Raw genomic sequence first — 25,924 nt, 5'->3', positions numbered from 1 at the left:
CCAGGCGGTAGAACCGCGGGTCGAACCGCTGGTGCAACTGCGTGGCGATGTCACCCTGGGCCGGATCCAGATCGACCGACTCGACACTCAATGGCGCGTCACGCCAGACCACCTGCATCGGCTCGGGCAGGCCTTCCCAGAGCACGGCGGTGCGCAGGATATCGTGTCGGGCAATGACGGCTTGCAGCGCGTGGGCGAAATCCTCCAGGCGCGTGAAACGGTCGAAAGCGAATATCACTTGTTGCAGATAGGGGTCGCCTTCGGCGGCGGCCAAGTGGTGATAGAGGATCCCTTCCTGCAACGGCGCCAGGGCATAGATGTCCTGGACGTTTGCCACGCCGCCGGGCACCGTTGCGGCAATCTGATCGATCTCTTCTTGGGACAGATCCGCCAGCGGCAGCATGTCCGGTGTGATGCGGGTGCAACCGGCCGGGATACCGTTGGCCGGCACCACGACTTCCCGGTAGCCACCGACGGCGGCGGCCAACGCGGCCAAAGTGGGCTGGCCGAACAAAACCCGGACATCGACGCTCAAGCCCACCTGGCGCATGCGTTCGATCATTTTCACCGCCAACAGCGAGTGCCCGCCCAGCTCAAAGAAATTGTCGTGACGACCAACCTGTTCAAGCTTGAGCAAGTCCTCCCAGATCAGGGCAATGCTGGTTTCCACTTCACCTTGTGGCGCCTCGTATTCACGGGCGATCACCGCCGAAAGATCCGGCGCTGGCAAGGCCTTGCGATCGAGCTTGCCGTTGGGGGTCAGCGGCAAGGCGTCGAGGCGCACGTAGGCGCTCGGCACCATGTATTCCGGCAGTTGCCCTTGCAGATGGCCGCGCAGGGCTTCGATATCGGCAGCGTCCTCGGCAGCGTGCGTGGTGAAATAAGCCACCAGACGCTTCTCGCCTGACGCCTCTTCACGGGCCAGCACCACGGTTTCCTTGATACCCGCGTATTGCGCCAGCCGGGCTTCGATCTCGCCCAACTCGATGCGGAAACCACGGATCTTCACCTGGTCATCGTTGCGCCCCATGTACTCGATGTTGCCGTCCGGCAAGTAACGTCCCAGGTCGCCGGTTTTGTACATGCGCGCGTTCGGGGCCGTGCTGAACGGGTCGTTGAGGAACCGCTCGGCCGTCAGTTCCGCACGGTGCAGGTAACCGCGCGCCACCTGGACCCCGCCGATATAAATCTCCCCGGCCACGCCCAGGGGCACCGGTTGTTGATGGGCATCGAGCAGGTAGATCCGCGTATTGGCGATCGGCTTGCCAATGGGCGTGCTGTCGGGTGTTTCAGCCCCCGCGCAGTCCCACGCCGTCACGTCCACCGCCGCTTCGGTCGGGCCGTACAGGTTGTACAAGCCGGTCTGTGGCAGTTGCGCCTTGAAGCGCCGCACCAGATGCCCCGGCAAGGCCTCGCCGCTGCACATCACCCGCACCAGTCCTTCGCACGCGTCCGCCTCGCCATGGGCCAGGAACACATCGAGCATCGACGGCACGAAGTGCAACGTGGTGATGCCTTGGGCCTGGATCACTTCGCGCAGGTAGGCCGGATCGCGATGCCCGCCGGGACGAGCCATCACCAACCGTGCGCCGCTGAACAGCGGCCAGAAAAACTCCCACACCGACACGTCGAAGCTGAATGGGGTCTTTTGCAGCACCGCGTCCGCGGCGCTCAATTTGTATTCGTCCTGCATCCACAACAGGCGGTTGACCACCGCGCCGTGCTCGTTCATCACGCCTTTGGGCTGACCAGTCGAACCCGAGGTGTAGATCACATAGGCCAGGTGACTGGCTTGCAGGCCCTCGACCTGTGGGTTGCTGATTGGCTGCGTCGAAAAGCCTTCTTCGTCGGCCGCGTCCAACAGCATGACTCGGGCAGTGGTCGCCGGCAGGCTGGTTTGCAAGGCACGCTGGGTCAGCACCACTGATGGCGCGCTGTTTTCCAGCATATAGGCCAGCCGATCGAGCGGGTAATCCGGGTCGAGCGGCACATAGGCCGCACCCGCCTTGAGGATGCCCAGCAGGCCCGCAACCATCTCCACGCTGCGATCCACGCAGATCGCCACACGGTCGTCCGGGCGGATACCCAGAGCAAGCAGTTGATGGGCAATCTGGTTGGCGCGGCGATTCAGCTCTGCGTAGCTCAGTTGTGCTTCGTCAGACACCACAGCCACCGCATCCGGACTCGTCGCAACCCGAGCCTCGAACAAGCCATGCAGCGTCAGGCCTTGCGGATAATCGACCGTAGTGGCGTTGAATCCTTCCAGCAGATACTCGCGCTCGGCCTTGGGCAGGCTCGCAAGTTCGTACAGTGGCGTCTCCGGCGCCTGTTCCAGGGCCGTGACCAAGCTTTCAAGCGTGGTCTGCATGTACTCGCCGACACGTTGCGCGCCCGTCCCGGCAAGCGCCTGCACCACCAGGCTGAAGCCCTCGCCCTCATCGTCCACGGCAAGCGCCAGGGGATAATTGGTCCGTTCTTCGCCGCCAATCGACTCGATGCCTTGCCACGCCGTCAGCGCCTGAGCCGTCACCTCGACCCCGCAATGGCGATAGTTGAGCATCGAACTGAACAGCGGCGTCGGTGCAAGCACACCGCTGCAGCGCTGAGCCAGTGCCAGCGGAGCGTGCTCGTGGCCCAACAGGCCGGTGAGCCGCTTGTGCGTAGCCTTCACGCCATCGTATACACCTTGCCTACCCAGGCTCACCCGCAGTGGCAGGGTGTTGATGAACATGCCCAGGGCCCGGTCAGCGCCCTCACCGCCCTGCATCCGCCCCAATAGCACGGTGCCAAAGACCACTTCGTCACGGCCACTGACACGGCCCAACACCTGCGCCCAGGCCAAGTGCATCACACTCGCCGCACTGACGCCCAACTGACGGGCCTGTGCACGCAGGCGACGGCACAAGCCCGGCGCCAGCGCCAGTTTCACTTCCTCGACACCGGTGCCATCGCCTTGCACGTCCTTCAAGCCGAACGGCAGCGTCGGCTCGTCGATATCGCCGAGCATCTCGCGGAAAAACGCTTCATGTTCCTGCTGGCCGACACCCAGGCGCGCCTGGGCCACGTAGTTACGATAAGGCACCGCGGCGCCCAGTTCGTGGCCCTTGCCAAGCAAATGGGCCTGCATCTCGCGTTCCAGGGTTTCCAGCCCGGTATGGTCCAGCACCATATGGTGGAACAGCAGCATCGCAACCCAACGTTGGTTGGCCACGTCTTCGGCGATGGCCAGGCGCAACATCGGCGCCTGGCGCACATCCAGCCGGTAATGCCGGGCATCGAAACGCTCATGCAACCGGGCGACGGTATCCCCGGCACTCGGGTCTGGCGCCAGCTCATCGACACTGAGCCGAGCCCGCCGCCACACGACCTGCATAGGTTCTTCGAGGTTTTCCCAGACCATCGAAGTGCGGAGGATGTCGTGGCGGTCGATCACCCGTTGCAACGCCTGGGCGAAGTCGTCCAGACGGGCACGGTTGTCAAAGCTGAACAGGGTCTGCAGGACGTACGGATCACCTTTTTCCGCCGTCAGGTGGTGATACAGAATGCCTTCCTGCAACGGCGCCAGGGGGTAGATGTCCTGGACGTTACCCGCGCCTCCCGGCACGCTCGCGACGATTCGATCGATCGCCTCCTGGCTCAATGCCGCCAGCGGTAGCAGGTCCGGCGTGATGCGTTCACAGCCTTCGACAATCGCATTGGCCGGCACCACCACGTCATGGTGCCCGCCCACCGCCGCAGCCAGAGCCCGTAACGTCGGTTGGCTGAACAAAACCCGCACGTCCACCGACAACTCGACCTGGCGCATGCGCTCGATCAGCCTCATCGCCAACAGTGAATGACCACCCAGTTCGAAGAAGTTGTCGTGACGACCGACCCGCTCTACCTTCAACAACTCGGCCCACAAACCTGCCAGCATCTGCTCGATTTCCCCCTGCGGCGCCTCATAGGCCTGACTGGCGTAGGCCTCGGCTTGCGGCGCCGGCAAGGCTCTGCGGTCGACCTTGCCGTTGAGTGTCAAGGGAAAGGCCGGCAGCATCACGAACGCCGCAGGCACCATGTATTCGGCCAGGACCGTGGACAATTGCTCGCGCAACGCGGCCACGCTCAGCGTGACCTGCGGCTGTGCAATGACATAGGCCACCAGCCGCTTCTCACCCAGCTCGTCGGCCCGCACCATGACCACCGCGTCCTTCACGCCATGGCAGGTGACGAGTTTGGCCTCGATCTCGCCCAGCTCGATCCGGAAACCGCGGATCTTCACCTGGTCATCGTTGCGCCCCAGGCACTCCAGGCTGCCCTCCGGCAACCAGCGGCCCAGGTCGCCGGTGCGGTACAGCAATGCGTCGGGTTCATGGCTGAACGGGTCGGCGATAAATTTTTCCGCAGTCAGGTCCGGTCGATTCAGATAACCCTTGGCCACGCCCTTGCCGCCGATATACATCTCGCCGACGACACCCAATGGCGCCAGTTGCTGGCGCGCGTCGAGCACATAGACCTGGGTATTGGAGATCGGTCCACCAATGGGCACGCTTTGCGCGTCCTCGGCCACGCTCTTCACTTCCAGGGTGGTCGCATAAGTGGTGGTTTCGGTCGGACCGTAGCAGTGCACCAGGCGCAAGCCCGGAGCCAGGCTCAACAGTCGCTGGAACGACGCCACATCAGCCCGTTCACCGCCGCACAACAGGATGCGCAAGGCGCCAATGGCCTCAGGGATCAGTTGCACGTACTGATTGAAAATGGCCGTGGTCACGAACAGCACCGTGACGCCCGCCTCCTCCAGCACCCGGGCAAAACGCGAGGGTTCAAGCAGGGTCTCATGGTCGATCACCACCACCTGTCCGCCATTGAGCAAGGCACCCCAGACATCCATGGTACTGGCGTCGAACGCCGGGTTGGAGGCAAAGGCGATCCGGTCGTGCTCGTTGAAATCGGCATAACCGTTGTTGATCACCAGCCGGTTGATGGCCCGATGGGGAACCAGGACCCCCTTGGGTTGCCCCGTGGAGCCCGAGGTGTACATGATGTAGGCAATCGACTCGCTGGACTGCGCCAGTGCCGGGTTATGCACGGCCCCCTGGGGATCCAGGCTATCCAGATCGACACGGCGCGTGCCTTCGGGAACGACCTCGGTACTGAAGGTCAGCAAAAACTTCGCCCGGCAATCCTCGAGCATGAAGCCCTGGCGTTCCAGCGAGGCGTTGCGGTCCAGGGGCACATAGGCCGCCGCACACTTGAGGATCGCCAGTTGGCTGGCCAGCAGATCGATCGAGCGCGGCAGCAGGATCGCGACACAGTCATCCGGCTGTACACCGAGGCCGATCAGATAATGGGCCAGGCGATTGGCTCGCTCGTTCAGTTCCCCATAACTTGCCTGGCGCTGTCCATGCACCACCGCAATCGCTTGCGGCAGGTGCGCCGCCTGGGCCTCGAACAGCGCCAGCACGGTCTGGTCCTGCGGATAGGCGCGCTTGGTGGCGTTGAAATCCACCAGTAACTGGTTGCGCTCGGTGTCCGGCAAGATCTCCAGACGGTTGAGCGGCGTTTGCGGTGCCTGTTCCAGCGCTTGCACCAATCCCTCGAGGGCCGTGTGCATATAGGCGCAGATACGCTGCGCACCGATCCCTTGCGACACCAGGGTACTGAGCACGAAACCGTCACCCAGATCATCCACCGACAGGGTCAGCGGGTAATTGGTGCGTTCTTCGTTGCCGAGGATTTCCATGCCCTGCCAGGCAGCCGTGGCTTCAGCCGAAGCTGAACCGCTCGCGCTGTGCCGGTAGTTCAGCAACGCACTGAACAATGGCGCCGGCGCGGCCACGCGACTGCAACGTTGCGCCAGGGCCAGGGACGCATGCTCGTGACCAAGCAATGCGGTCAGTCGCCCATGGGTGGCCTTGACCCCGGCGCGCACGCCCAGCTCATCCAGATTGACACGCAACGGCAAGGTATTGATGAACATGCCAAGAGCGCGGTCGGCCCCGTCGCCGCCCTGCATCCGCCCCATCAGAACGGTGCCGAACACCACGTCCTCACGCCCGGATAACCGTCCCAGCACCTGCGCCCAAGCCAAATGATGAAGGCTCGCCGCACTCACGCCGAGCTGCCGCGCTTGGGCCCGCAGCCGTCGGCTCAAACCGGCGTCCATCTCAAGCCTGGCCTCTTCGATACCGCGACCGTCACCCTGCACCTGTTGCAACCCCAGGGGCAGCGTGGGTTCGTCGACATCGCCGAGCATGTCGCGGAAAAACGCTTCGTGCTCGGCCTCGCTGACACCCAGGCGCGCCTGGGCCACATAGTTGCGATACGGCATTGCGGCGGCCAGTTGGTCGGCCTGGCCCAGCAGGTGCGCCTGCATCTCCTGCTGCACCACTTCCAGCGCCGTGTGATCCAGGGCGATGTGGTGGAACAGCAGCATCGCCACCCAGCGCTGGTTGGCCGGATCATGGGCGTAGCGCAGGCACATCAGCGGGGCCTGGCGAATATCCAGGCGATGATGACGGGAGTCGAAGCGCGCGTGCAGTTGACCCACCGCATCAGCGTCCGTGGCTTCCAGAACCAGCTGTTCGACACTCAATTGCGCGTTGCGCCAAACCACCTGAACCGGCTGCTCCAGCCCCTCCCACAATACCGCCGTGCGCAGGATATCGTGCCGATCGATGACGCCCTGCAACGCCAGTGCGAAGGCCTCGAGACGCGCCTCGTCCTGGAATGCGAACATCGCCTGCAGCACGTAGGGGTCGCCCTGCTGGGCTGAGATATGGTGATAGAGGATGCCTTCCTGCAGCGGCGCCAGCGGGTAGATATCCTGTACGTTCGCGACACCACCCGGCACCGTTGCGACAATTCGCTCGATCGCATCCTGGGTCAAGCAGGCCAGCGGCAGCATGTCCGGGGTGATCCGCTCGCAGCCGGGAGTGACCCCATTCGCCGGAACCTCGACCTCATTGCCACCACCCACTGCTGCGGCCAACGCCGCGAGGGTCGGCTGGCCGAACAGCACGCGAACGTCTGCACTTAAACCCACCTGGCGCATCTGCTCGATCAGGTTGACCGCTAGCAAGGAGTGCCCGCCCAATTCGAAGAAATGATCGTGACGCCCCACCCGCTCGACATTGAGGACTTGCTGCCACAGGCGGGCCAGGGTGATTTCGGTTTCGCCCACAGGGGTTTCGTAGCCCCGGGTGACGATCGAAGCCTGGTCCGGCGCCGGCAAGGCCTTGCGGTCGAGCTTGCCATTGGCGGTCAGCGGCAACGCATCGAGCCGCACATAGGCGGCCGGTACCATATAGTCCGGCAGGCGGGCTTGCAGGTGCGCGCGCAGTACTTCGATATCGGCTACACCATCGTTCGAATGCAAGGTGAAATAGGCGACCAACCGTTTCTCGCCCGGAACGTCTTCGCGAACCAGCACCGCCGCATCCTTCACGTCTTCGTGCTGGGTCAACCGGGCTTCGATCTCCCCCGGTTCAATGCGAAACCCACGGATCTTCACCTGGCCGTCGTTACGGCCCAGGTACTCGATATTGCCGTCGGCCAGGAAGCGCCCCAGGTCGCCAGTGCGGTACATCAGGGCCTGGACTTCCTGGCTGAATGGATCGACCACAAACTTCTCGGCGGTCAGTTCCGGTCGGTTCAGATAGCCCTTGGCGACGCCCATGCCACCGATATACAGCTCACCAGCCACCCCAAGTGGCACAGGCCGTAGCTGCGAATCGAGGATATAGACCCGGGTATTGCCCAAGGGCCGGCCAATCGGGATGCTGCCCTCGCCGACCGCCTTGACTTCGTAGGTGGTGGAGAACGTAGTCGCCTCAGTGGGGCCGTAGCCGTTGAGCAGATGGGCTGGCGCACCTTCTCTCAGGACGCGTGCGATCACTGCCGGATCGAGCACATCGCCACCGACGATCAAGTAGCGCAATTGACTGAATACAGTCATCAACCCGGCGGCATATTGATGGAACAGGCCCGCGGTCAGCCATAACACGCTGACCGATTGCTCGCTCAGCAGCGCCGCAAAACGTTCCTGCGCCAGCAGCACATCCTGCTCGACCACCACCACACAACCACCGTTGAGCAATGGCGCCCAGACTTCAAGAGTGCTGGCATCAAAGGCCGGGTTCGAGGCAAAAGCCACCCGATCCAGCTCGTTGAAATCCGCGTAACCGTTATTGATCACCAGCCGGCTGATCGCCCGATGCGGCACCAGCACGCCCTTGGGCGTACCCGTGGAACCCGAGGTGTACATGATGTAGGCCGGCGCTTCGCTCGACTGTAGCCGCTGCCCGTCGTGGGCCGGCAGCTCGGAAAGATCAACAATATCCAGGTCCACCCGGCGTATGTCCTGGGTCAACACCTCAGTACTGTGGGTCAACGCCAGCACGGCGCAGCTGTCCTGGATCATGAATTGCTGGCGTTCGGCCGGCGCGTTGACGTCCAGCGGCAGGTACACCGCCGCGCACTTGAGGACCGCCAATTGACTGATCAACAGATCGAGCGAGCGCGGCAGCAGGATGGCTACGGTTTCACCCACTTGCAGGCCAAGACCGATCAGGTGGCCGGCCAGGCGCTCAGCGTGTGTGTTCAGTTCACGATACGTCAGGACTTGCCTGCCGTGCAGTACGGCCGGTGCGTCCGGGCGAGCTTCGACCTGCGCCTGGAACAAGGTGTGGATCAGCTGGTCTCGGGGATAATCGCGCGCGGTGTCGTTGAACGCCAGCAACACACGTTCGCGCTCCGACGCCGGCAGGAACGACAGGCTGTTGAGCATCGATTCCGGCGCGGACTCCAAGGCGTTGACCAGGCTTGCGACGGCGGCCTGCATGTAATCGCCGATGCGTTGCGCGCCAATCAGCGCAGTGGCTTGCACCGACAAGGCGAAGTCATCGGAAAAATCGTCCACCGAGAGGATCAGCGGGTAATTGGTGCGTTCTTCCGCGCCCAGCGCCTCGATACCGTCCCAGGCCAGGCTGACCTCGGCCGGCAGCTCCTGAGCGGCGCTGGCACTGTGGCGATAGTTCAGCAATGTGCTGAACAGCGGCGCCGGCGCGGCCACGCCGCTGCAACGTTGGGCCAGGGCCAGGGACGCATATTCGTGACTGAGCAGGCGGCTCAACCAGCCATGGGTGCTTTTCACCCCTTCGCGCACATTCTGTGCACCGACGTTCACGCGCAGCGGCAAGGTATTGATGAACATGCCCAGCGCCCGGCTCAGGCTTTCGCCGGCCTGCATGCGCCCCAGCATCACCGTGCCGAACACCACGTCCTCGCGACCCGAGACACAGCCAAGCACCTGCGCCCAGGCCAGATGAAAAATACTTGCCGCACTCACGCCCAACTGACGTGCCTGCGTGCGCAGGCGGTGACTGAGGTCTGGGGCCAGTGTCAGATGACTTTCTTCGATGGCACTACCGTCGCCCAGCACATCCTGCTGGCCAAAGGGCAAGGTCGGTTCCTCGACGTCGCCCAGCATCTGGCGGAAGAACCTCTCGTCGGCCTCGCGCTGGCCGGCCTGCCGGGTCCGAGCGACATAGTTGCGGTAAGGGACAGCGGGCTGCAATTGCCTCGCCTGGCCCATCAGAAAAGCCTGCATTTCACTCTGCACAACGGTCAGCGCCGCGTGGTCGAGGGCCATGTGATGGAACAGCAGCATGGCGACCCAGCGTTGGTTGGCCGGGTCTTCGGCGACCACCAGTAGCAACAGCGGCGCCTGACTGACGTCCAGGCGATAGTGACGAGGATCGAAGCGCGCCTGCAATTGCGCCATGACGTCGCCCTCGACGAGATCGGCGCTGATGTCCTTGACCCCCAGCCGGGCCTCGCGCCAGACCACCTGCACCGCCTCTTGCAACCCTTCGCGGACGATGGCGGTGCGCAGAATGTCGTGACGATCGATCACGCTTTGCAAGGCGTCGACAAAATCCACCAGGCGTTCGCGCCGAGAAATGCTGAACTGCGCCTGCAACACGTAAGGATCGCCCTGGGTGGCAGTCAGGTGGTGATAAAGAATGCCCTCCTGCAACGGTGCCAGCGGGTAGATATCCTGCACATTGGCCGCACCACCCGGCACGGTGGCAACGATACGGTCGATGGCCGCCTGGTCCAAGGTCACCAACGGCAGCATCTGCGGCGTGATGTGCGGGCAACCGGCAGGGATGGGGTTGGCCGGAATGTCAACCTCACCGGCCTTGCTGGCGTCGTACTGTCCAGCCTGGATCAACTCGATCAGCGCGGCCTTGTGCTCGCGCAGCAAGGCCAGCACCGCCGGCTCGCTCAGCGACTGCTTGCGTCCCCGTACCACGAGCTGATCGCCCTTGACTGAAAGCTGTACGTCTTTTTCTTTTAGTGTCGCCAACAGTTCGATCACACTCACAGGACAATCTCCATTTTTTCTGTCGTTGCCGCGTATTCCGAGAGCGTGGGCCGCTCGAACAACGTCCGTACATCCGCTTCCATACCCTCTTGGCGCATCCGCTCCATCAGGCTGACGGCAAGCAAGGAATGCCCACCCAGTTCGAAGAAGTGATCGTGGCGGCCAACGCGCTCTACGTTGAGTACTTCAGCCCACAACTGGGCCAGTGTGATTTCGGTTTCACCGATGGGGGCTTCATAGCCCCGGGTGATGAAGGCATCCAAGTCCGGTGCTGGCAGCACTTTGCGGTTGAGCTTGCCGTTGGGCGTCAGCGGCATGGCGTCGAGGCGCACATAGGCCACCGGCACCATGAAGGCCGGCAGTTGCGCCAACAGGCAGGTACGCAGCGCGTCGATGTCCACCGCTTCGTCCGCCGCGTATTCGGTGAAATAGGCCACCAGGCGTTTTTCCCCCGGTACGTCCTCACGGACCAGTACCGCTGCCTCTTTCACCGTATCGTGCTGGGCGAGCTTGGCTTCGATCTCACCCAGTTCGATACGGAACCCGCGGATCTTCACCTGATCGTCGTTACGGCCCAGGTACTGCAACGTGCCGTCCGGCAACCAGCGACCGATGTCGCCGGTCTTGTACAGCCGGGCGTCGGCCTTGCCATAGAACGGGTCGGCGATAAAGCGCTCGGCGCTGAGCTGCGGCAGGTTGAGGTAACCGCGCGCGACTCCGATACCGCCGATGTGGATCTCACCGGGTACGCCCACCGGCAGCAACTGCCCGTGGCTGTCCAGTACATGCAATTGCATGTTGCGGATCGGTCGGCCAATCGGGATCGACTGGTGCCGGTAGGTCTCGAGATCGCTATCAGCGGTGTACCAGGCGACCACGTCACTGCACTCGGTCGGCCCGTAGCTGTTGATCACCGTTGGCCGTGGCAGAGGGAGTTTTTCCAGCATGGCGAGCTGGATCGGCTCACCGCCCAACACCACCCGTTTCAGACAGGCAAGGGCTTGCTGATGGTCGGCATCCACCAGCGCGTGGAAGGCGCTGGGCGACATGTTGAGGTGCGTGATGCCGGCGTCGGCGATCTGCGCGACGATGGCGCCGGGGTTGAAGGGTTCTTCGGCCAGGTGCAGCGTGGCGCCGACCAGCAGTGGCGCGAGGATGTTTTTCTGGGTCAGGTCGAAGTTGTAGGAGGACGCGAGCAGCACGGCATCGCCAGCATCGAACGCCAGGTCTTCGAGGTACCAGTCCAGCAGGTTGCGCAAGCCGCGATGTTCGACCATCACGCCTTTGGGCAAGCCGGTGGAGCCGGAGGTGTAGATCACGTAGGCCAGGTGGGCCGGCGTCAGTTCGCTGACCTGCGGAGTATGTTCCGACTCGTCTTGCCAAGGGCCGGCGTCCAGGTCGATCAGTGGCACCTGGACCTGCGACAAGAGCCCTCGGGTCGCTGCCTGGGCCAACACCGCAGCCGGCTCGCTGTCGGCCAGCATGTAGGCAATCCGTTCCGCAGGATAAGCCGGATCCAATGGCACATAACCACCGCCCGCCTTGAGAATCGCCAGCAGCCCGACCACCATCTCGGCGCTGCGCTGGACACAGATCGCCACGCGCGAATCCGCATGCACGCCCTGCTTGCGCAGGTAATGCGCCAACTGGTTGGCTCGCGTGTCCAACTGGCGATAGCTCAACGCGTGCTCGCCATGCAGGACGGCGACACTGTCCGGCGTACGCTGGACCTGGGCTTCGAACAGCCCGAGAACGGTCTGCTCCTGCGGGTTATCGGCACCACCGGTATTGAACTCGGCCAACAGTTTCAGACGCTCGCTCGGCGGCAGGATCGACAACTGGTGCAACGGCGCTTCTGGCGTCTGCTCAAGCATCTGGATCAGGCCTTCCAGCGCCTGCCGTACATACCCACAAAGCCGCTGTGCACCAACGCGGGCCGGGGTCATGACGGTAAAACTGAACGCCTCGCCCTGGTCATCCACCGACAACGTCAGCGGGTAGTTGGTCCGCTCTTCGCCACCCAGCACCTGGATACCGTCCCAGGCCGACAGCGCTTCGGCGGAAGCGGCCGCGCCGGTGTGGCGATAGTTGAGCAAGGCACTGAACAATGGCGTCGGCGCCTCGACGCCGCTGCAGCGTTGCGCCAGCACCAGCGAGGCGTGCTCGTGGCCGAGCAAGGCGGTCAGTCGAGCATGGGTCGCTTTCACACCGGCACGGACACCGGTCTGCCCCAGGCTCACCCGCAGCGGCAACGTATTGATGAACATCCCCAGTGCCCGGTCGGCCCCCTCGCCGCCCTGCATCCGTCCCACCAACACAGTGCCGAACACCACATCGTCACGACCCGACACCGTGCCCAGTACCTGGGCCCAAACCAAGTGATACAGGCTCGCCGCACTCACCCCGAGCTGACGGGCCTGGGCCCGCAGCCGACGACTGAGGTCGGCCTCGACCTCCTCGCGAACCTCCTCGATGCCACTACCATCGCCCTGCACATCCTGCAAATCGAACGGCAAGGTCGGCTCGTCGACATCACCGAGCATGTCGCGGAAGAACCGTTCATGGGCTTCGCGACTCACACCCAAGCGAGCCTGGGCCACGTAGTTGCGGTACGGCACCGATGCCGGCAAGCGTTGCGCCTGGCCGAGCATGTGCGCTTCGATCTCCGCCGACAGCACGGCCAGCGAGGTGGCATCGTCCACCAGGTGATGGAACAACAACATGCCCACCCAGCGCTGGTTGGCCGGGTCTTGCGCATAAGCGACCCGCATCAGCGGCGCCTGGCGGATGTCCAAACGATAGTGCCGGGGATCGAAACGCTGATGCAGCTGCGTGGCAACTTCCCCGGCCGCTGGATCCAGCTCAACCGACTCGACCACCAGCCGTGCCTCACGCCAGACCACCTGCATCGGCTCGGCCAGGCCTTCCCAGAGCACGCCGGTGCGCAGGATATCGTGACGGGAGACGACGGCTTGCAGCGCTTGGGTGAAATGCTCCACGTGGACGAAGCTGTCGAACGCGAACATCACGTATTGCAGGTAGGGATCGCCCTGGGCGGCAGCGATGTAGTGATACAGGATCCCTTCCTGCAACGGTGCCAGGGCGTAGATATCCTGCACATTCGCCACACCACCCGGCACCATGGCCACGATCCGGTCGATGGCGTCCTGGTCCAGATCGGCCAGGGGCAACATGTCCGGGGTGATCCGCGTGCAACCGGCCGGGATCGCGTTGCCCGGCACCACGACCTCCGTGTGCCCGCCCACGGCGGCGGCCAACGCGGCCAGCGTCGGTTGGCCGAACAGCACCCGCACATCGGCGCTCAAGCCAACGTGGCGCATGCGCTCGATCAGCTTCACCGCCAGCAGCGAATGACCGCCCAATTCGAAGAAATTGTCGTGACGACCGATCCGCTCGAGGTCCAGCAGGTCTTGCCAGATCACGGCGATGACCGTCTCGGCCTCGCCTTGCGGCGCTTCGTATTCACGGGTCGCCACCGCCGATTGATCCGGCACGGGCAAGGCCTTGCGGTCGAGCTTGCCGTTGGTGGTCAGCGGGAACGCCTCAAGGACCACGAAGGCACTGGGCACCATGTAGTCCGCCAGCGAAGCCAGCAATTGTGTACGCAGCTCGGTGGCTGACGGTTGTGCGCCGTCTGCGGCAATCACATAACCCACCAGGCGCTTGTCGCCCGGCGTGTCTTCACGGGCAATCACCAGCGCCTCGCTGACGCCCTCGCAGGCGGCCAAGGTCGCTTCGATTTCGCCCAACTCGATACGGAAACCGCGGATTTTCACCTGGTCATCGTTGCGGCCCAGGTATTCGATGCTACCGTCGGCCAGCCAGCGACCAAGGTCACCGGTCCGGTACAGGCGTGCTCCCTCACACCCACTGAAGGTGTCGACGATAAAGCGTTCCTGGGTCAACTCGGGCCGGTTCAGGTAACCCCGCGCCACGCCCGCGCCACCCACGTACATCTCCCCCACCACCCCCACTGGCACCGGCTCGCGCTGGGCGTCGAGCACGTACAGCTGCAGGTCGGGAATGCGCTTGCCGATCGGACTGACGCCGGTCAACCGCGCATCGGCCGCTTCAAGCGGACGATAGGTTACGTGCACCGTTGTCTCGGTAATGCCGTACATGTTCACCAACTGTGTCCCGGCGTTGGCTACACGGGCATACCACGGCTTGAGAATGCCGGTTTCCAGCGCTTCGCCACCAAAGATCACCTGGCGCAGGCTGTGACGCAGATCGCTTTCGCCCTGGGCCGCGATCAACTGCCGGAAAGCACTCGGCGTCTGGTTCAACACCGTAACCCCGGCCTCGCACAACAGCGCGTAGCAGTCCTGCGGGGAACGGCTGACCAACTGCGGTACCACCAACAGGCGGCCACCATGGATCAACGCCCCCCAGATCTCCCAGACCGAGAAGTCGAACGCGAAGGAATGGAACAGCGCCCACACATCCTGCGGACCGAACTCGAACCACGGCTGGGTCGCCGAGAACAGCCGCGCGACGTTGCGGTGTTCGACCATCACCCCTTTGGGCAGGCCGGTGGAGCCGGAGGTGTAGATCACGTAGGCCAATTGCGACGACGTCAGGCCAGGCACTTGCGGGTTGACAGTGGGCTGGCTGCGCAACGCCGGGCTATCGAGTTCGATCACCCGTCCGGATTCTTCGGCCAGCAGCACTTGGGTGGCGGCATGCACCACGATCGCCACGGGGGAACTGTCCTCGAGCATGTAGGCAATGCGTTCGGCCGGATAAGCCGGATCCAGCGGCACATAACCGGCGCCGGACTTCAAGATGCCCAGCACGCCGACGATCATATCCAGGCCGCGTTCGACACAGATCGCCACCCGGTCATCCGGGCGAATGCCCAGCGACAGCAGGCGATGGGCGAGCTGGTTGGCCTGGGCGTTGAGTTCGCCGTAGGTCAGTGCCTGATCCTCGAACACCACCGCCACCGCGTCGGGTTGCGTCGCAACCTGGGCCTCGAATTGACGATGGATCAGCGCGTCATGGGCGTACGTCGCCTCTGGCGCATTCCAGGTTTCCAACAGTTGCTCACGTTCGGCCGCAGGCAATACCGCGAGGTTGCGTACCGCCGTTTGCGGCGCGTGTTCCAGGGAGTCGACCAGGCTCTGCAGGGCCACCTGCACATAGTCACAGATACGTTGCGCACCGATCCGGGACTCGACCTGCACCGTCAGGCTGAAGCCTTCGCCCAGGTCATCGACGTTCAGCGTCAGCGGATAGTTGGTGCGCTCCTCGCTGGACAACATTTGCATGCCGCTCCAGGCCGACAAGCCCTCATCCGTCACCTGCAGCGAACTGTGGCGGAAGTTCAGCAGCGTGCTGAACAGTGGCGCTGGCGAGGCCACGTCACTGCAGCGTTGAGCCAAGGCCAGGGACGCATGCTCATGCCCCAGCAACCCGGTCAGGCGTGCATGGGTGGTCTTCACTGCATCCCGCACGCTTCGCTCATCCACGGGCACGCAGATCGGCAAGGTGTTGATGAACATACCCAGGGCCCGGTCAGCCCCGTCGCCGCCTTGCATCCGCCCCAGCAGGACCGTGCCGAAGACCACGTTCTCCTGGCCCGAGGCCACGGCCAGTACCCGAGCCCAGGCCAGATGGACCAGGCTGGCGGCGCTGACACCAAGCTGGCGGGCTTGAGTCCGCAGGCGCAGGCTCAGGGCGTCATCGACAAACCCTTTCACTTCCTCGATGCCATGCCCGTCGCCCTGGACCTGGGCCAGGCCGAATGGCAACGTCGGCTCGTCGATATCGCCGAGCATCTCGCGGAAGAATTTTTCGTGTTCCTCTTCGCTCATCCCCAGACGGGCCTGGGCCACGTAGTTGCGATAAGGCACCGATGCGCTCAGGTGTTCATCCTGACCCAACAGGTGCATTTGCATTTCATGCTGCATTACATCCAGGGCGGTGTGATCCAGGACCAGGTGATGGAACAGCAGGATCGCTACCCAGCGATCCTGGGCCTCATCGCGGGCGTAAGCCAATTGCAGCAACGGCGCCTGGCCCAAGTCGAGGCGATAGTGCCGGGCATCGAAGCGGCTGGCCAGTTGGGTGGCAATATCCCCAGCCGAGGCCTCTGGAACAATGCATTGCGGCGCCAGCGCCACCTCGCGCCAGACCACTTGCACCGGCTCATCCAACCCTTCCCAGACCACGCTGGTGCGCAAGATGTCGTGGCGATCGATCACCACTTGCAGCGCCCCGATGAAGGCGTCGAGGCGTTCACGGTTGTCGAAGGCGAATTGCGTCTGCAACACATAGGGGTCGCCCTGTTCAGCGGCCAAATGGTGATAAAGGATGCCTTCCTGCAACGGAGCCAGCGGGTAGATATCCTGCACGTTGCGCGCCCTACCGGGAACGGTGGCGACGATCTGGTCGATGGCGTCCTGGGACAGGTTGACCAGCGGTAATAGCTCAGGGGTGATGCGTTCGCAACCCAGAGCAATCAGGTTTGCCGGCACGCTGACTTCCCTGCCGCTGCCAATCGCCGCGGCCAGTGCAGCCAAGGTCGGTTGGCTGAACAACACGCGCACGTCGGCGCTCAAACCGACCTGGCGCATGCGTTCGATCAATGTCACGGCCAGCAGCGAATGGCCGCCCAGTTCGAAAAAGTGATCGTGACGACCGACCTGCTCGACCTTGAGCACATCGGCCCAGATCTGCGCCAGTGTCTCTTCGATCTCGCCCACAGGCGCTTCATACTCACGACTGGCATAGGCCTCGGCGTCCGGCGCTGGCAGTGCGCGGCGGTCCAGCTTGCCGTTGGCGGTCAGCGGGAAGGCTGGCAACACCACGAAGGCGCTGGGCAGCATGTAATCAGCCAGTGATGCGGCCAGCGATGCGCGCAGATCCTGCACTGACAGGGTGAAACCCGACTCCGGGATCACGTAAGCCACCAGGCGTTTCGGCCCGGCATCGTCTTGTCGCGCCAGCACCACCGCGTCTTTCACGCCAGGGCACTGGCCCAAACGGGCCTCGATCTCGCCCAGTTCGATACGGAAACCGCGGATCTTCACTTGGTCGTCGTTACGCCCCAGGTAATCCACCGTGCCGTCTGCTCGCCAGCGCGCCAGGTCGCCAGTGCGGTAAAGCAAGGCGCCTGGGTCCACGCTGAACGGATCGGCGACGAACTTCTCGGCGGTCAGTTCAGGGCGGTTCAGATACCCCTTTGCCACACCGTCGCCACCGATGTACAGCTCGCCCGCGACACCGATAGGCACTGGCTGACAATTGGCATCCAGCACATAGACACGGGTGTTGCCAATCGGACGACCAATCGGAATCCCGCCCTCGCCCATGGTTTTGATTTCGTGGGTGGTGGTGAAGGTGGTGGCCTCGGTCGGGCCGTAACCGTTGAGCAGGTGCAGCGGCGCGCCTTCCTTCAGGACGCGGCCGATCACTGCTGGATCGAGCACATCGCCGCCGACGATCAGGTAGCGCAACTGGGCGAACACCGGCATCAGCCCGGCGGCGTATTGATGGAACAGGCCGGCGGTCATCCACAACACGCTGACCGATTGCTCTTGCAGCAGCGCCGCAAAACGTTCTTGTGTCAGCAACACGTCCTGATCGATCACCACCACGCAGCCGCCATTGAGCAACGGCGCCCAGACGTCGAGGGTACTGGCGTCGAACGCCGGGTTGGAGGCAAACGCGACGCGGTCCTCGGTGTTGAAGTCGGCGTAGCCATTGTTGATCACCAACCGGTTGATCGCCCGGTGCGGCACCAGCACACCTTTCGGAGTGCCGGTGGAACCGGAGGTGTACATGATGTAAGCCACCGATTCGGCGCTTTGCGTCAGGTCGAGGTTATCGGAGGCCTCATTGAAGCCCTCCGTATCCAGGTCCACCCGTCGCGAGGCTTCAGGCACTAGCGCCGTGCTCAACGTCAGCACGACCTGCGCGCCGCTGTCCTGCACCATGAACTGCTGACGCTCCAGCGGTGCACTGACATCCAGCGGTACGTAGGCGGCAGCGCACTTGAGAATCGCCAGTTGGCTGACCAGCAGCTCGAGCGAACGCTCCAGCGCAATCGCCACCCGATCCCCCGGTTGTACACCGAGGCCGATCAGATGCCGGGCCAGGCGATTGGCCCGACGGTTCAACTCGGCGTAGCTCAGGCTGTACGCGTCGTGCACAGCTGCAATAGCCTGCGGACGGGCCAGCGCCTGGGCTTCGAACAGGCCATGGACGGTCCTGTCCTGGGGATAGCTGCGAGTAGTGGCGTTGAACTCCACCAGCAATTGCCGACGCTCGGCCGGCGGCAGGATCTCCAGGCGGTTGAGTGGGGTCTGGGGCGCCTGCTCAAGCGCTTGCACCAGGCTTTCCAGGGCGGTGTGCATGTAGCCGCAGATGCGCGCCGCACCGATCCCTTGCAACACCAGGGCGCTCAACATGAAACCGTCGCCCAGGTCATCCACCGACAGAGTCAGTGGGTAGTTGGTCTGCTCTTCGTTGCTCAGGAACTCGATGCCCTGCCACGCGGCCAAGGCTTGATTGGAGACCTCGGCCGCTGCGCTGGCGCTGTGCCGATAATTGAGCAACGCGCTGAACAGCGGCAGCGGCGCAACCACGCCACTGCAACGCTGGGCCAAGGCCAGCGAGGCGTGTTCATGGCCCAATAGCCCGGTCAGCCGTGCGTGAGTGGCTTTCACCGCCTCGCGCACGCCTTGGCTATTCACTTCAACCCGCAACGGCAGGGTATTGATGAACATACCCAGTGCCCGGTCGGCGCCATCGCCGCCCTGCATCCGGCCCAGCAGGACCGTACCGAACACCACATCATCCTTGCCGGACACACGCCCCAGTACCTGCGCCCAGGCCAGGTGAACCAGGCTGGCGGCACTCACGCCCAACTGCCGGGCTTGTGCCCGCAGCCGCTGGCTCAAAGTGGCCTCGACAACTTGCCTGGCATGCTCGATGGCTTGTCCGTCACCGCTCACGTCCTGCAAGCCGAACGGCAAGGTCGGCTCGTCGACATCGCCGAGCATTTCGCGGAAAAAACCTTCGTGTTCTTGTTGACTCACGCCCAGGCGTGCTTGCGCCACATAGTTGCGGTACGGCATCGCCACGGGCAGTTGGTCGGCCTGGCCCAGCAGGTGCGCCTGCATCTCTTGCTGTACGACCTCCAGCGCCGTGTGGTCGAGGGCCATATGGTGGAACAACAACACCGCCACCCAGCGCTGGTTGACCGCGTCTTCGGCAAACACCAGACGCATCAGCGGGGCCTGGGTGATGTCCAGCCGGTAGTGCTGCGGGTCGAAACGCGCCTGCAACTGCGCCGCGATCTCGCCCTCGGCAATGTCCAGGGCGATCTCTTCCAGATGCAGTTTCGCTTCGCGCCACACCACTTGGATCGGCGCGTCGAAGCCTTGCCACACCACACTGGTGCGCAGGATGTCGTGCCGGTCGATGACGTATTGCAGCGCGTCCACGAACGCCGCCAACCGGTCGCGACTTTGCAGTTCGAACACGGTTTTCAGCACATAGGGATCGCCCTGATCGGCGGCCAGGTGATGGTAGAGAATGCCGTCCTGCAGCGGCGCCAATGGGTAGATGTCCTGTACATTCGGCGCCCCTCCCGGCACCGTCGCCACAACCCGGTCAATGGCCGCCTGATCAAGCTGTATCAGCGTGAGCATATCCGGGGTGATCCGTTCACAGGCCGGGACAATCCGGTTCACCGGGACAGTCACCTCCCGGCCACTGCCAATGGCCGCACCCAATGCGGCCAGGGTCGGCTGACTGAACAACACCCGCACGTCGGCGCTCAAGCCGACCTGGCGCATGCGTTCGATCAGCGTGACCGCCAACAGCGAATGGCCGCCCAGTTCGAAGAAATTGTCGTGGCGCCCCACTTGGTCAACCCGGAGCAGCTCGGCCCAGAGTTGTGCCAATAGCTGTTCGACCTCACCTTGGGGCGCTTCATATTCACGGCTGACGTAGGCGTCGCTATCCGGCGCCGGCAATGCACGGCGGTCGAGCTTGCCGTTGGCAGTCAGCGGCAGTGAGTCGAGGCGGACATAGGCCACCGGAATCATGTAGTCCGGCAATTGCCCCTGCAGGTGAGTACGCAGGGTTTCGATGTGCGGCGCAACGTCCAGCGCCTGCGGCGTGAAATACGCCACCAGGCGCTTCTCACCCGGGGCGTCTTCGCGCACCAGCACCACCGCTTCCTTGACCTCGTCATGCAGGCTCAACCGGGCTTCAATCTCGCCCAATTCGATACGGAAACCACGGATCTTCACCTGGTCGTCGTTACGCCCCAGGTAATCCACCGTGCCGTCCGCTCGCCAACGGGCCAGGTCGCCGGTGCGGTAGAGCAAGGCACCGGGATCGGCATTGAACGGATCGGCGACGAACTTCTCGGCGGTCAGTTCAGGGCGGTTCAGATACCCTTTCGCCACGCCGTCGCCACCGATGTACAACTCGCCGGCCACGCCGATAGGCACGGGTTGCTGGTTGGCATCCAACACATAGACACGGGTGTTGCCAATCGGTCGGCCAATCGGGATTCCACCCTCGCCCACGGTTTTGATTTCGTGGGTGGTGGTGAAGGTGGTGGCCTCGGTCGGGCCGTAGCCGTTGAGCAGATGAGCCGGTGCGCCTTCGTTCAGGACGCGGCCGATCACCGCCGGGTCGAGTACGTCACCGCCGACGATCAGGTAGCGCAACTGGCTGAACACCGCCATCAAGCCACTGGCGTATTGGTGGAACAGGCCGGCAGTCATCCACAACACGCTGACCGATTGCTCTTGCAGCAGCGCCGCAAAACGCGCTTGCGTCAGCAGTACGTCCTGATCGACCACCACCACGCAGCCGCCGTTGAGCAACGGCGCCCAGACGTCGAGGGTACTGGCGTCGAACGCCGGGTTGGAGGCGAATGCCACCCGGTCCTCGGTGTTGAAGTCGGCGTAGCCATTGTTGATCACCAACCGGTTGATCGCCCGGTGCGGCACCAGCACGCCTTTCGGGGTGCCGGTGGAACCGGAGGTGTACATGATGTAGGCCACCGATTCGGCGCTTTGCGTCAGGTCGAGGTTATCGGAGGCCTCATCGAAGACCTCCGTATCCAGGTCCACCCGTCGCGAGGCTTCAGGCACTAGCGCCGTGTTCAACGTCAGCACGACCTGCGCGCCGCTGTCCTGCACCATGAACTGCTGACGCTCCAGCGGTGCGCTGACGTCCAGCGGCACGTAGGCGGCGGCGCACTTGAGAATCGCCAGTTGGCTGACCAGCAGCTCGAGCGAACGCTCCAGCGCAATCGCCACGCGATCCCCCGGTTGTACACCGAGGCCGATCAGATACCGGGCCAGACGATTGGCCCGGTGGTTCAACTCGGCGTAGGTCAGGCTTTGCGTATTGTGTATGGCTGCAATGGCCTGCGGACGCTCGTTGGCCTGGGCCTCGAACAGACCATGGACGGTCCTGTCCTGGGGATAGCGACGGGTCGTGGCGTTGAAGTCGGTCAGTACCTGTTGACGCTCGGCTTGCGGCAGTACCGTCAGGGTCTGCAAGCGCGATGCCGGGTTGGATTCCAATGCCGTGGCCAGGCTTTGCAGCGCGGTCGCCATGTAGGCACAGACCCGCTGCGCACCGACGCCACTCGTGGCCAGGACGGTCAGGGCGAAGTCTTCACCCAAGTCGTCGACACACAGCGTCAAGGGGTAGTTGGTACGCGCTTCGCCACTCAACGTCTCGATGCCATGCCAGGCCGACAGCGCCGCCTCGGTATCGGCCTGCTCGCTGGAGTTGCGGTAGTTCAACAAGGCGCTGAACAGCGGCAGCGGCGCGGCCACGCCGCTGCAACGCTGGGCCAGTGCCAACGAGGCGTGCTCATGGCCCAACAGTGCGGTCAATTGCCCGTGGACCGCCTTGACACCAACCTTGACGGTCTGGTCGCCAACGCTCACGCGAAGCGGCAAGGTATTGATGAACATGCCCAACGCACGGTCAGCACCCTGGCCGCCCTGCATCCGGCCCATCAGCACGGTACCGAACACCACGTCCTGCTTGCCGGACGCCTGCGCCAAAACCTGTGCCCAGGCCAAGTGATGCAAGCTCGCGACGCCCACGCCCGCTTGGCGTGCCAGGCGCCGCAGCCGGCGACTCAAGTCGCTGTCGAGCATCAGGCTCGCATCCTCGATGTCCTCCTGCACCTGCTGCAAACCGAATGGCAGCGTGGGCTCGTCGACATCGCCAAGCATGTCGCGGAAGAACGCTTCCTGCGCTTCATGATCCCCACCCAAGCGAGCCTGGGCCACATAGTTACGATACGGTACCGGGACGTCCAATTGATCGGTCTGCCCCAGCAGGTACGCCTGCATCTCGGCCTGTACGACTTTCAGCGCCGCATGATCGAGGGCGATGTGATGGAACAACAGCATCGCCACCCAGCGCTGGTTGGGCTTGTCCTGGGCAAAGGCCAAGCGCATCAGCGGTGCCTGGGACATGTCCAGGGCATAGTGCCGAGTGTCGAAACGGTCCTGCAGCTGTTGGGTGATCGCCCCGGCCTGCGGGTCCAGTACCAGTTCTTCAAGGCCCAGCCGCGCTTCACGCCAGACCACTTGTCGAGGCGCGTCGAGACCTTCCCAGAGAATGGCGGTGCGCAGCATGTCGTGACGGTCGATGACGCTTTGCAGGGCCTGGGTGAAAGCGTCGAGGCGTTCGCGGCTGTCAAAGGCAAACTGCGCGTGCAAGACATAGGGATCGCCCTGTTCAACCGACAGGTGATGGTAAAGAATGCCCTCCTGCAACGGTGCCACCGGGTAAATCTCTTGCACGTTGCGGGCACCACCCGGCACCGTCGCCACGATGCGGTCGATGGCGTCCTGGTCGAGGCTTGTCAGCGTCAGCATGTCCGGCGTGATTCGCTCGCAACCGAACGGAATGCCGTTGACCGGCACATCGATTTCACGGCCGCCCCCCACTGCCGCCGCCAGCGCGGCCAGGGTCGGTTGATTGAACAGTACGCGCACATCAGCGCTCAACCCGGCCTGACGCATGCGCTCGATCAGGCTGACCGCCAGCAGGGAATGCCCGCCCAGCTCGAAGAAGTGATCGTGACGGCCCACGCGCTCAACCTTGAGCAAGTCTTGCCAGATCTGCGCCAAGGTGGCTTCGACCTCGCCTTGTGGGGCTTCGTAGCCACGGGTGATCAGCGCGTCGAGGTCCGGCGCCGGCAGAGCCTTGCGGTCGAGTTTACCGTTGGGGGTCAGCGGTAAGGTATCCAGGTGCACATAGGCCACCGGCACCATGTAGTCCGGCAGTTGTGCTTGCAGGTGCGTGCGCAGGGTTTCTATTTCTACTGCTTCACCCGGTGAGTGCTGGGTGAAATAGGCCACCAGGCGCTTGTCGCCCGGTACATCTTCACGGGCCAGGACCACGGTTTCTTTCAGCGCATCGTGGCGAGCAAGTTTGGCTTCGATCTCACCCAGTTCGATGCGGAAACCGCGGATCTTCACCTGATCGTCATTGCGCCCCAGGTATTCGATGTTGCCATCCACCAGGTAGCGACCGAGGTCACCGGTCCTGTACATCCGGGCATTTGGCGTGGTGCTGAACGGGTCCTTGAGGAAACGTTCGGCAGTCAGGTCATCGCGGTTGAGATAGCCGCGAGCCACCCCGGCGCCGCCAATATAGATTTCACCCGGCACGCCCAATGGCACCGGTTGTTGGTGCTCATCCAGCAAGTAGAACTGGGTATTCGCCACCGGCTTGCCGATATGTGCGGCAAAACCGTCCTCACGAGCCATCGACACCCAGCTTGAGTAAGTCGTGGTTTCCGACGGGCCGTAGAGGTTGCACAGGCGCTTGACCTGGGTCTGTTCGAACAGCGTTTCCACCAGGCTGCGCTTGAGTGCTTCGCCGGCGACGTTGACCGTGTCGACGCCCTCGCCCAACCCACCGGACTCCAACAAGGCCTTGAGCGCCGAAGGCACGGTGTTGATCAGGGTGATGTCGTGCTCGCCCTGTTGCAGTTCCAGCACATTAGTCACGACTTCGATGCTGCCGCCGCAGGTCAGCGGCGCGAAGCACTCGTAGACGGCCAGGTCGAAGTTCAACGAGGTCGAGAACAAGGTTTTCGCCAAGGTCTGCGAATCGAACGAACGATGCGCCCAGGTCAGGAAGTTCACTGTGTTGCGGTGTTCGATCATCACGCCTTTAGGCAGACCGGTCGAACCGGAGGTGTAGATGACATAGGCCAGATGCGCGGACGTCAGCTCGGCGACCATCGGATTCCGGACGGACTCGTCCTGCCACAGCCCACTGTCGAGATTGATCACTGGCATCGAAGCGCCGGCCAGCAGTTCGACCGTCGCGTCCTGGGCCAACACCGCTGCTGGCGCGCTGTCTTCGAGCATGTAGGCAATCCGATCCAACGGATACGCCGGATCCAGCGGCACATAACCACCGCCGGCCTTGAGGATGGCGAGCAGCCCTACAACCATGTCGATACCACGCTCGACACAGATCGCCACCCGCGAGTCGGGTTTCACCCCTTGCGTGCGCAGGTAATGCGCCAAGCGGTTGGCCCGTTCGTTCAACTCGCGATAGTTCAGGCGTCGCTCGCCACGGATCACCGCAACGGCATCCGGCGTATGCTGCACCTGCTCTTCGAACAACCCATGAATGGTCTGCTGCTGCGGGTAATCGGCTTCGGTGGCGTTGAACGTCACCAGCAGTTGCTCACGTTCCGAGGCCGGCAGGATCGCCAACTGATGCAGCGGCGCCTCCGGCGTCTGCTCCAGCATTCGGACCAGATTCTCCAGCGTGTGCTGCACATAACCACAAAGCCGCTGCGCGCCAATGCGTGCCGGGGTCATGACGGTAAAGCTGAACGCCTCGCCCTGGTCATCCACCGACAACATCAATGGGTAGTTGGTCCGCTCTTCGCCACCCAGCACCTGAATGCCGTTCCAGGCCGACAGCGCCTCGGCCGAGGTCGACACGGCGGTGTGGCGGTAGTTGAGCAAGGCACTGAACAACGGCGTCGGCGCCTCTACGCCGCTGCAGCGTTGCGCCAGCGCCAAGGCGGCGTGTTCATGGCCGAGCAATGCGGTCAGGCGAGCGTGGGTCGCTTTCACACCGGCGCGAACGCCGGTTTGCCCGACACTCACTCGCAGCGGCAAGGTATTGATGAACATCCCCAGTGCCCGATCGGCACCCTCGCCGCCCTGCATCCGGCCCAGCAGGACCGTACCGAACACCACGTCTTCGCGACCCGAGACCCGGCCCAGCACCTGGGCCCAGGCCAGGTGATACAAGCTCGCCGCGCTCACCCCGAGCTGACGCGCCTGGGCCCGCAACCGACGACCGAGGTCGGCTTCCACCTCATGGCGGGCTTCCTCGATGTCGCTGCCATCGCCTTGCACATCCTGCAAGCCGAACGGCAGCGTTGGCTCGTCGACGTCACCGAGCATGTCGCGGAAGAACCGTTCATGGGCTTCAGCGCTCACACCCAAACGGGCCTGAGCCACATAATTGCGATACGGCATCGCGACGCCCAACTGATCA

At 63.5% G+C, this 25,924-nt stretch carries 2 protein-coding genes (both running past the window's edge); both read right to left on the bottom strand.

The window, feature by feature from the left end; genetic code table 11:
* Positions 1–10,369, bottom strand: partial view of a non-ribosomal peptide synthetase gene (locus J9870_RS13230; protein WP_210644688.1) — the 5' portion only. It extends 2,813 nt beyond the left edge of the window; only the first 10,369 of its 13,182 coding nucleotides appear in the window; the start codon lies at positions 10,367–10,369; its stop codon lies beyond the left edge, outside the window.
* On the bottom strand, positions 10,366–25,924 hold the 3' portion of the coding sequence (locus J9870_RS13225) for a non-ribosomal peptide synthase/polyketide synthase (protein WP_210644686.1). The gene runs 13,532 nt beyond the window's last position; only the last 15,559 of its 29,091 coding nucleotides appear in the window; the start codon falls outside the window, past its right edge; the stop codon is at positions 10,366–10,368. Before J9870_RS13225 ends, J9870_RS13230 begins: the two co-directional genes overlap by 4 nt.

Origin of the sequence: Pseudomonas sp. Tri1, from assembly GCF_017968885.1 — a bacterium.
Lineage (GTDB): Bacteria > Pseudomonadota > Gammaproteobacteria > Pseudomonadales > Pseudomonadaceae > Aquipseudomonas.
Note: the sequence above shows the minus strand (reverse complement) of the source record. Positions and strands in the feature narration are given on the sequence as shown.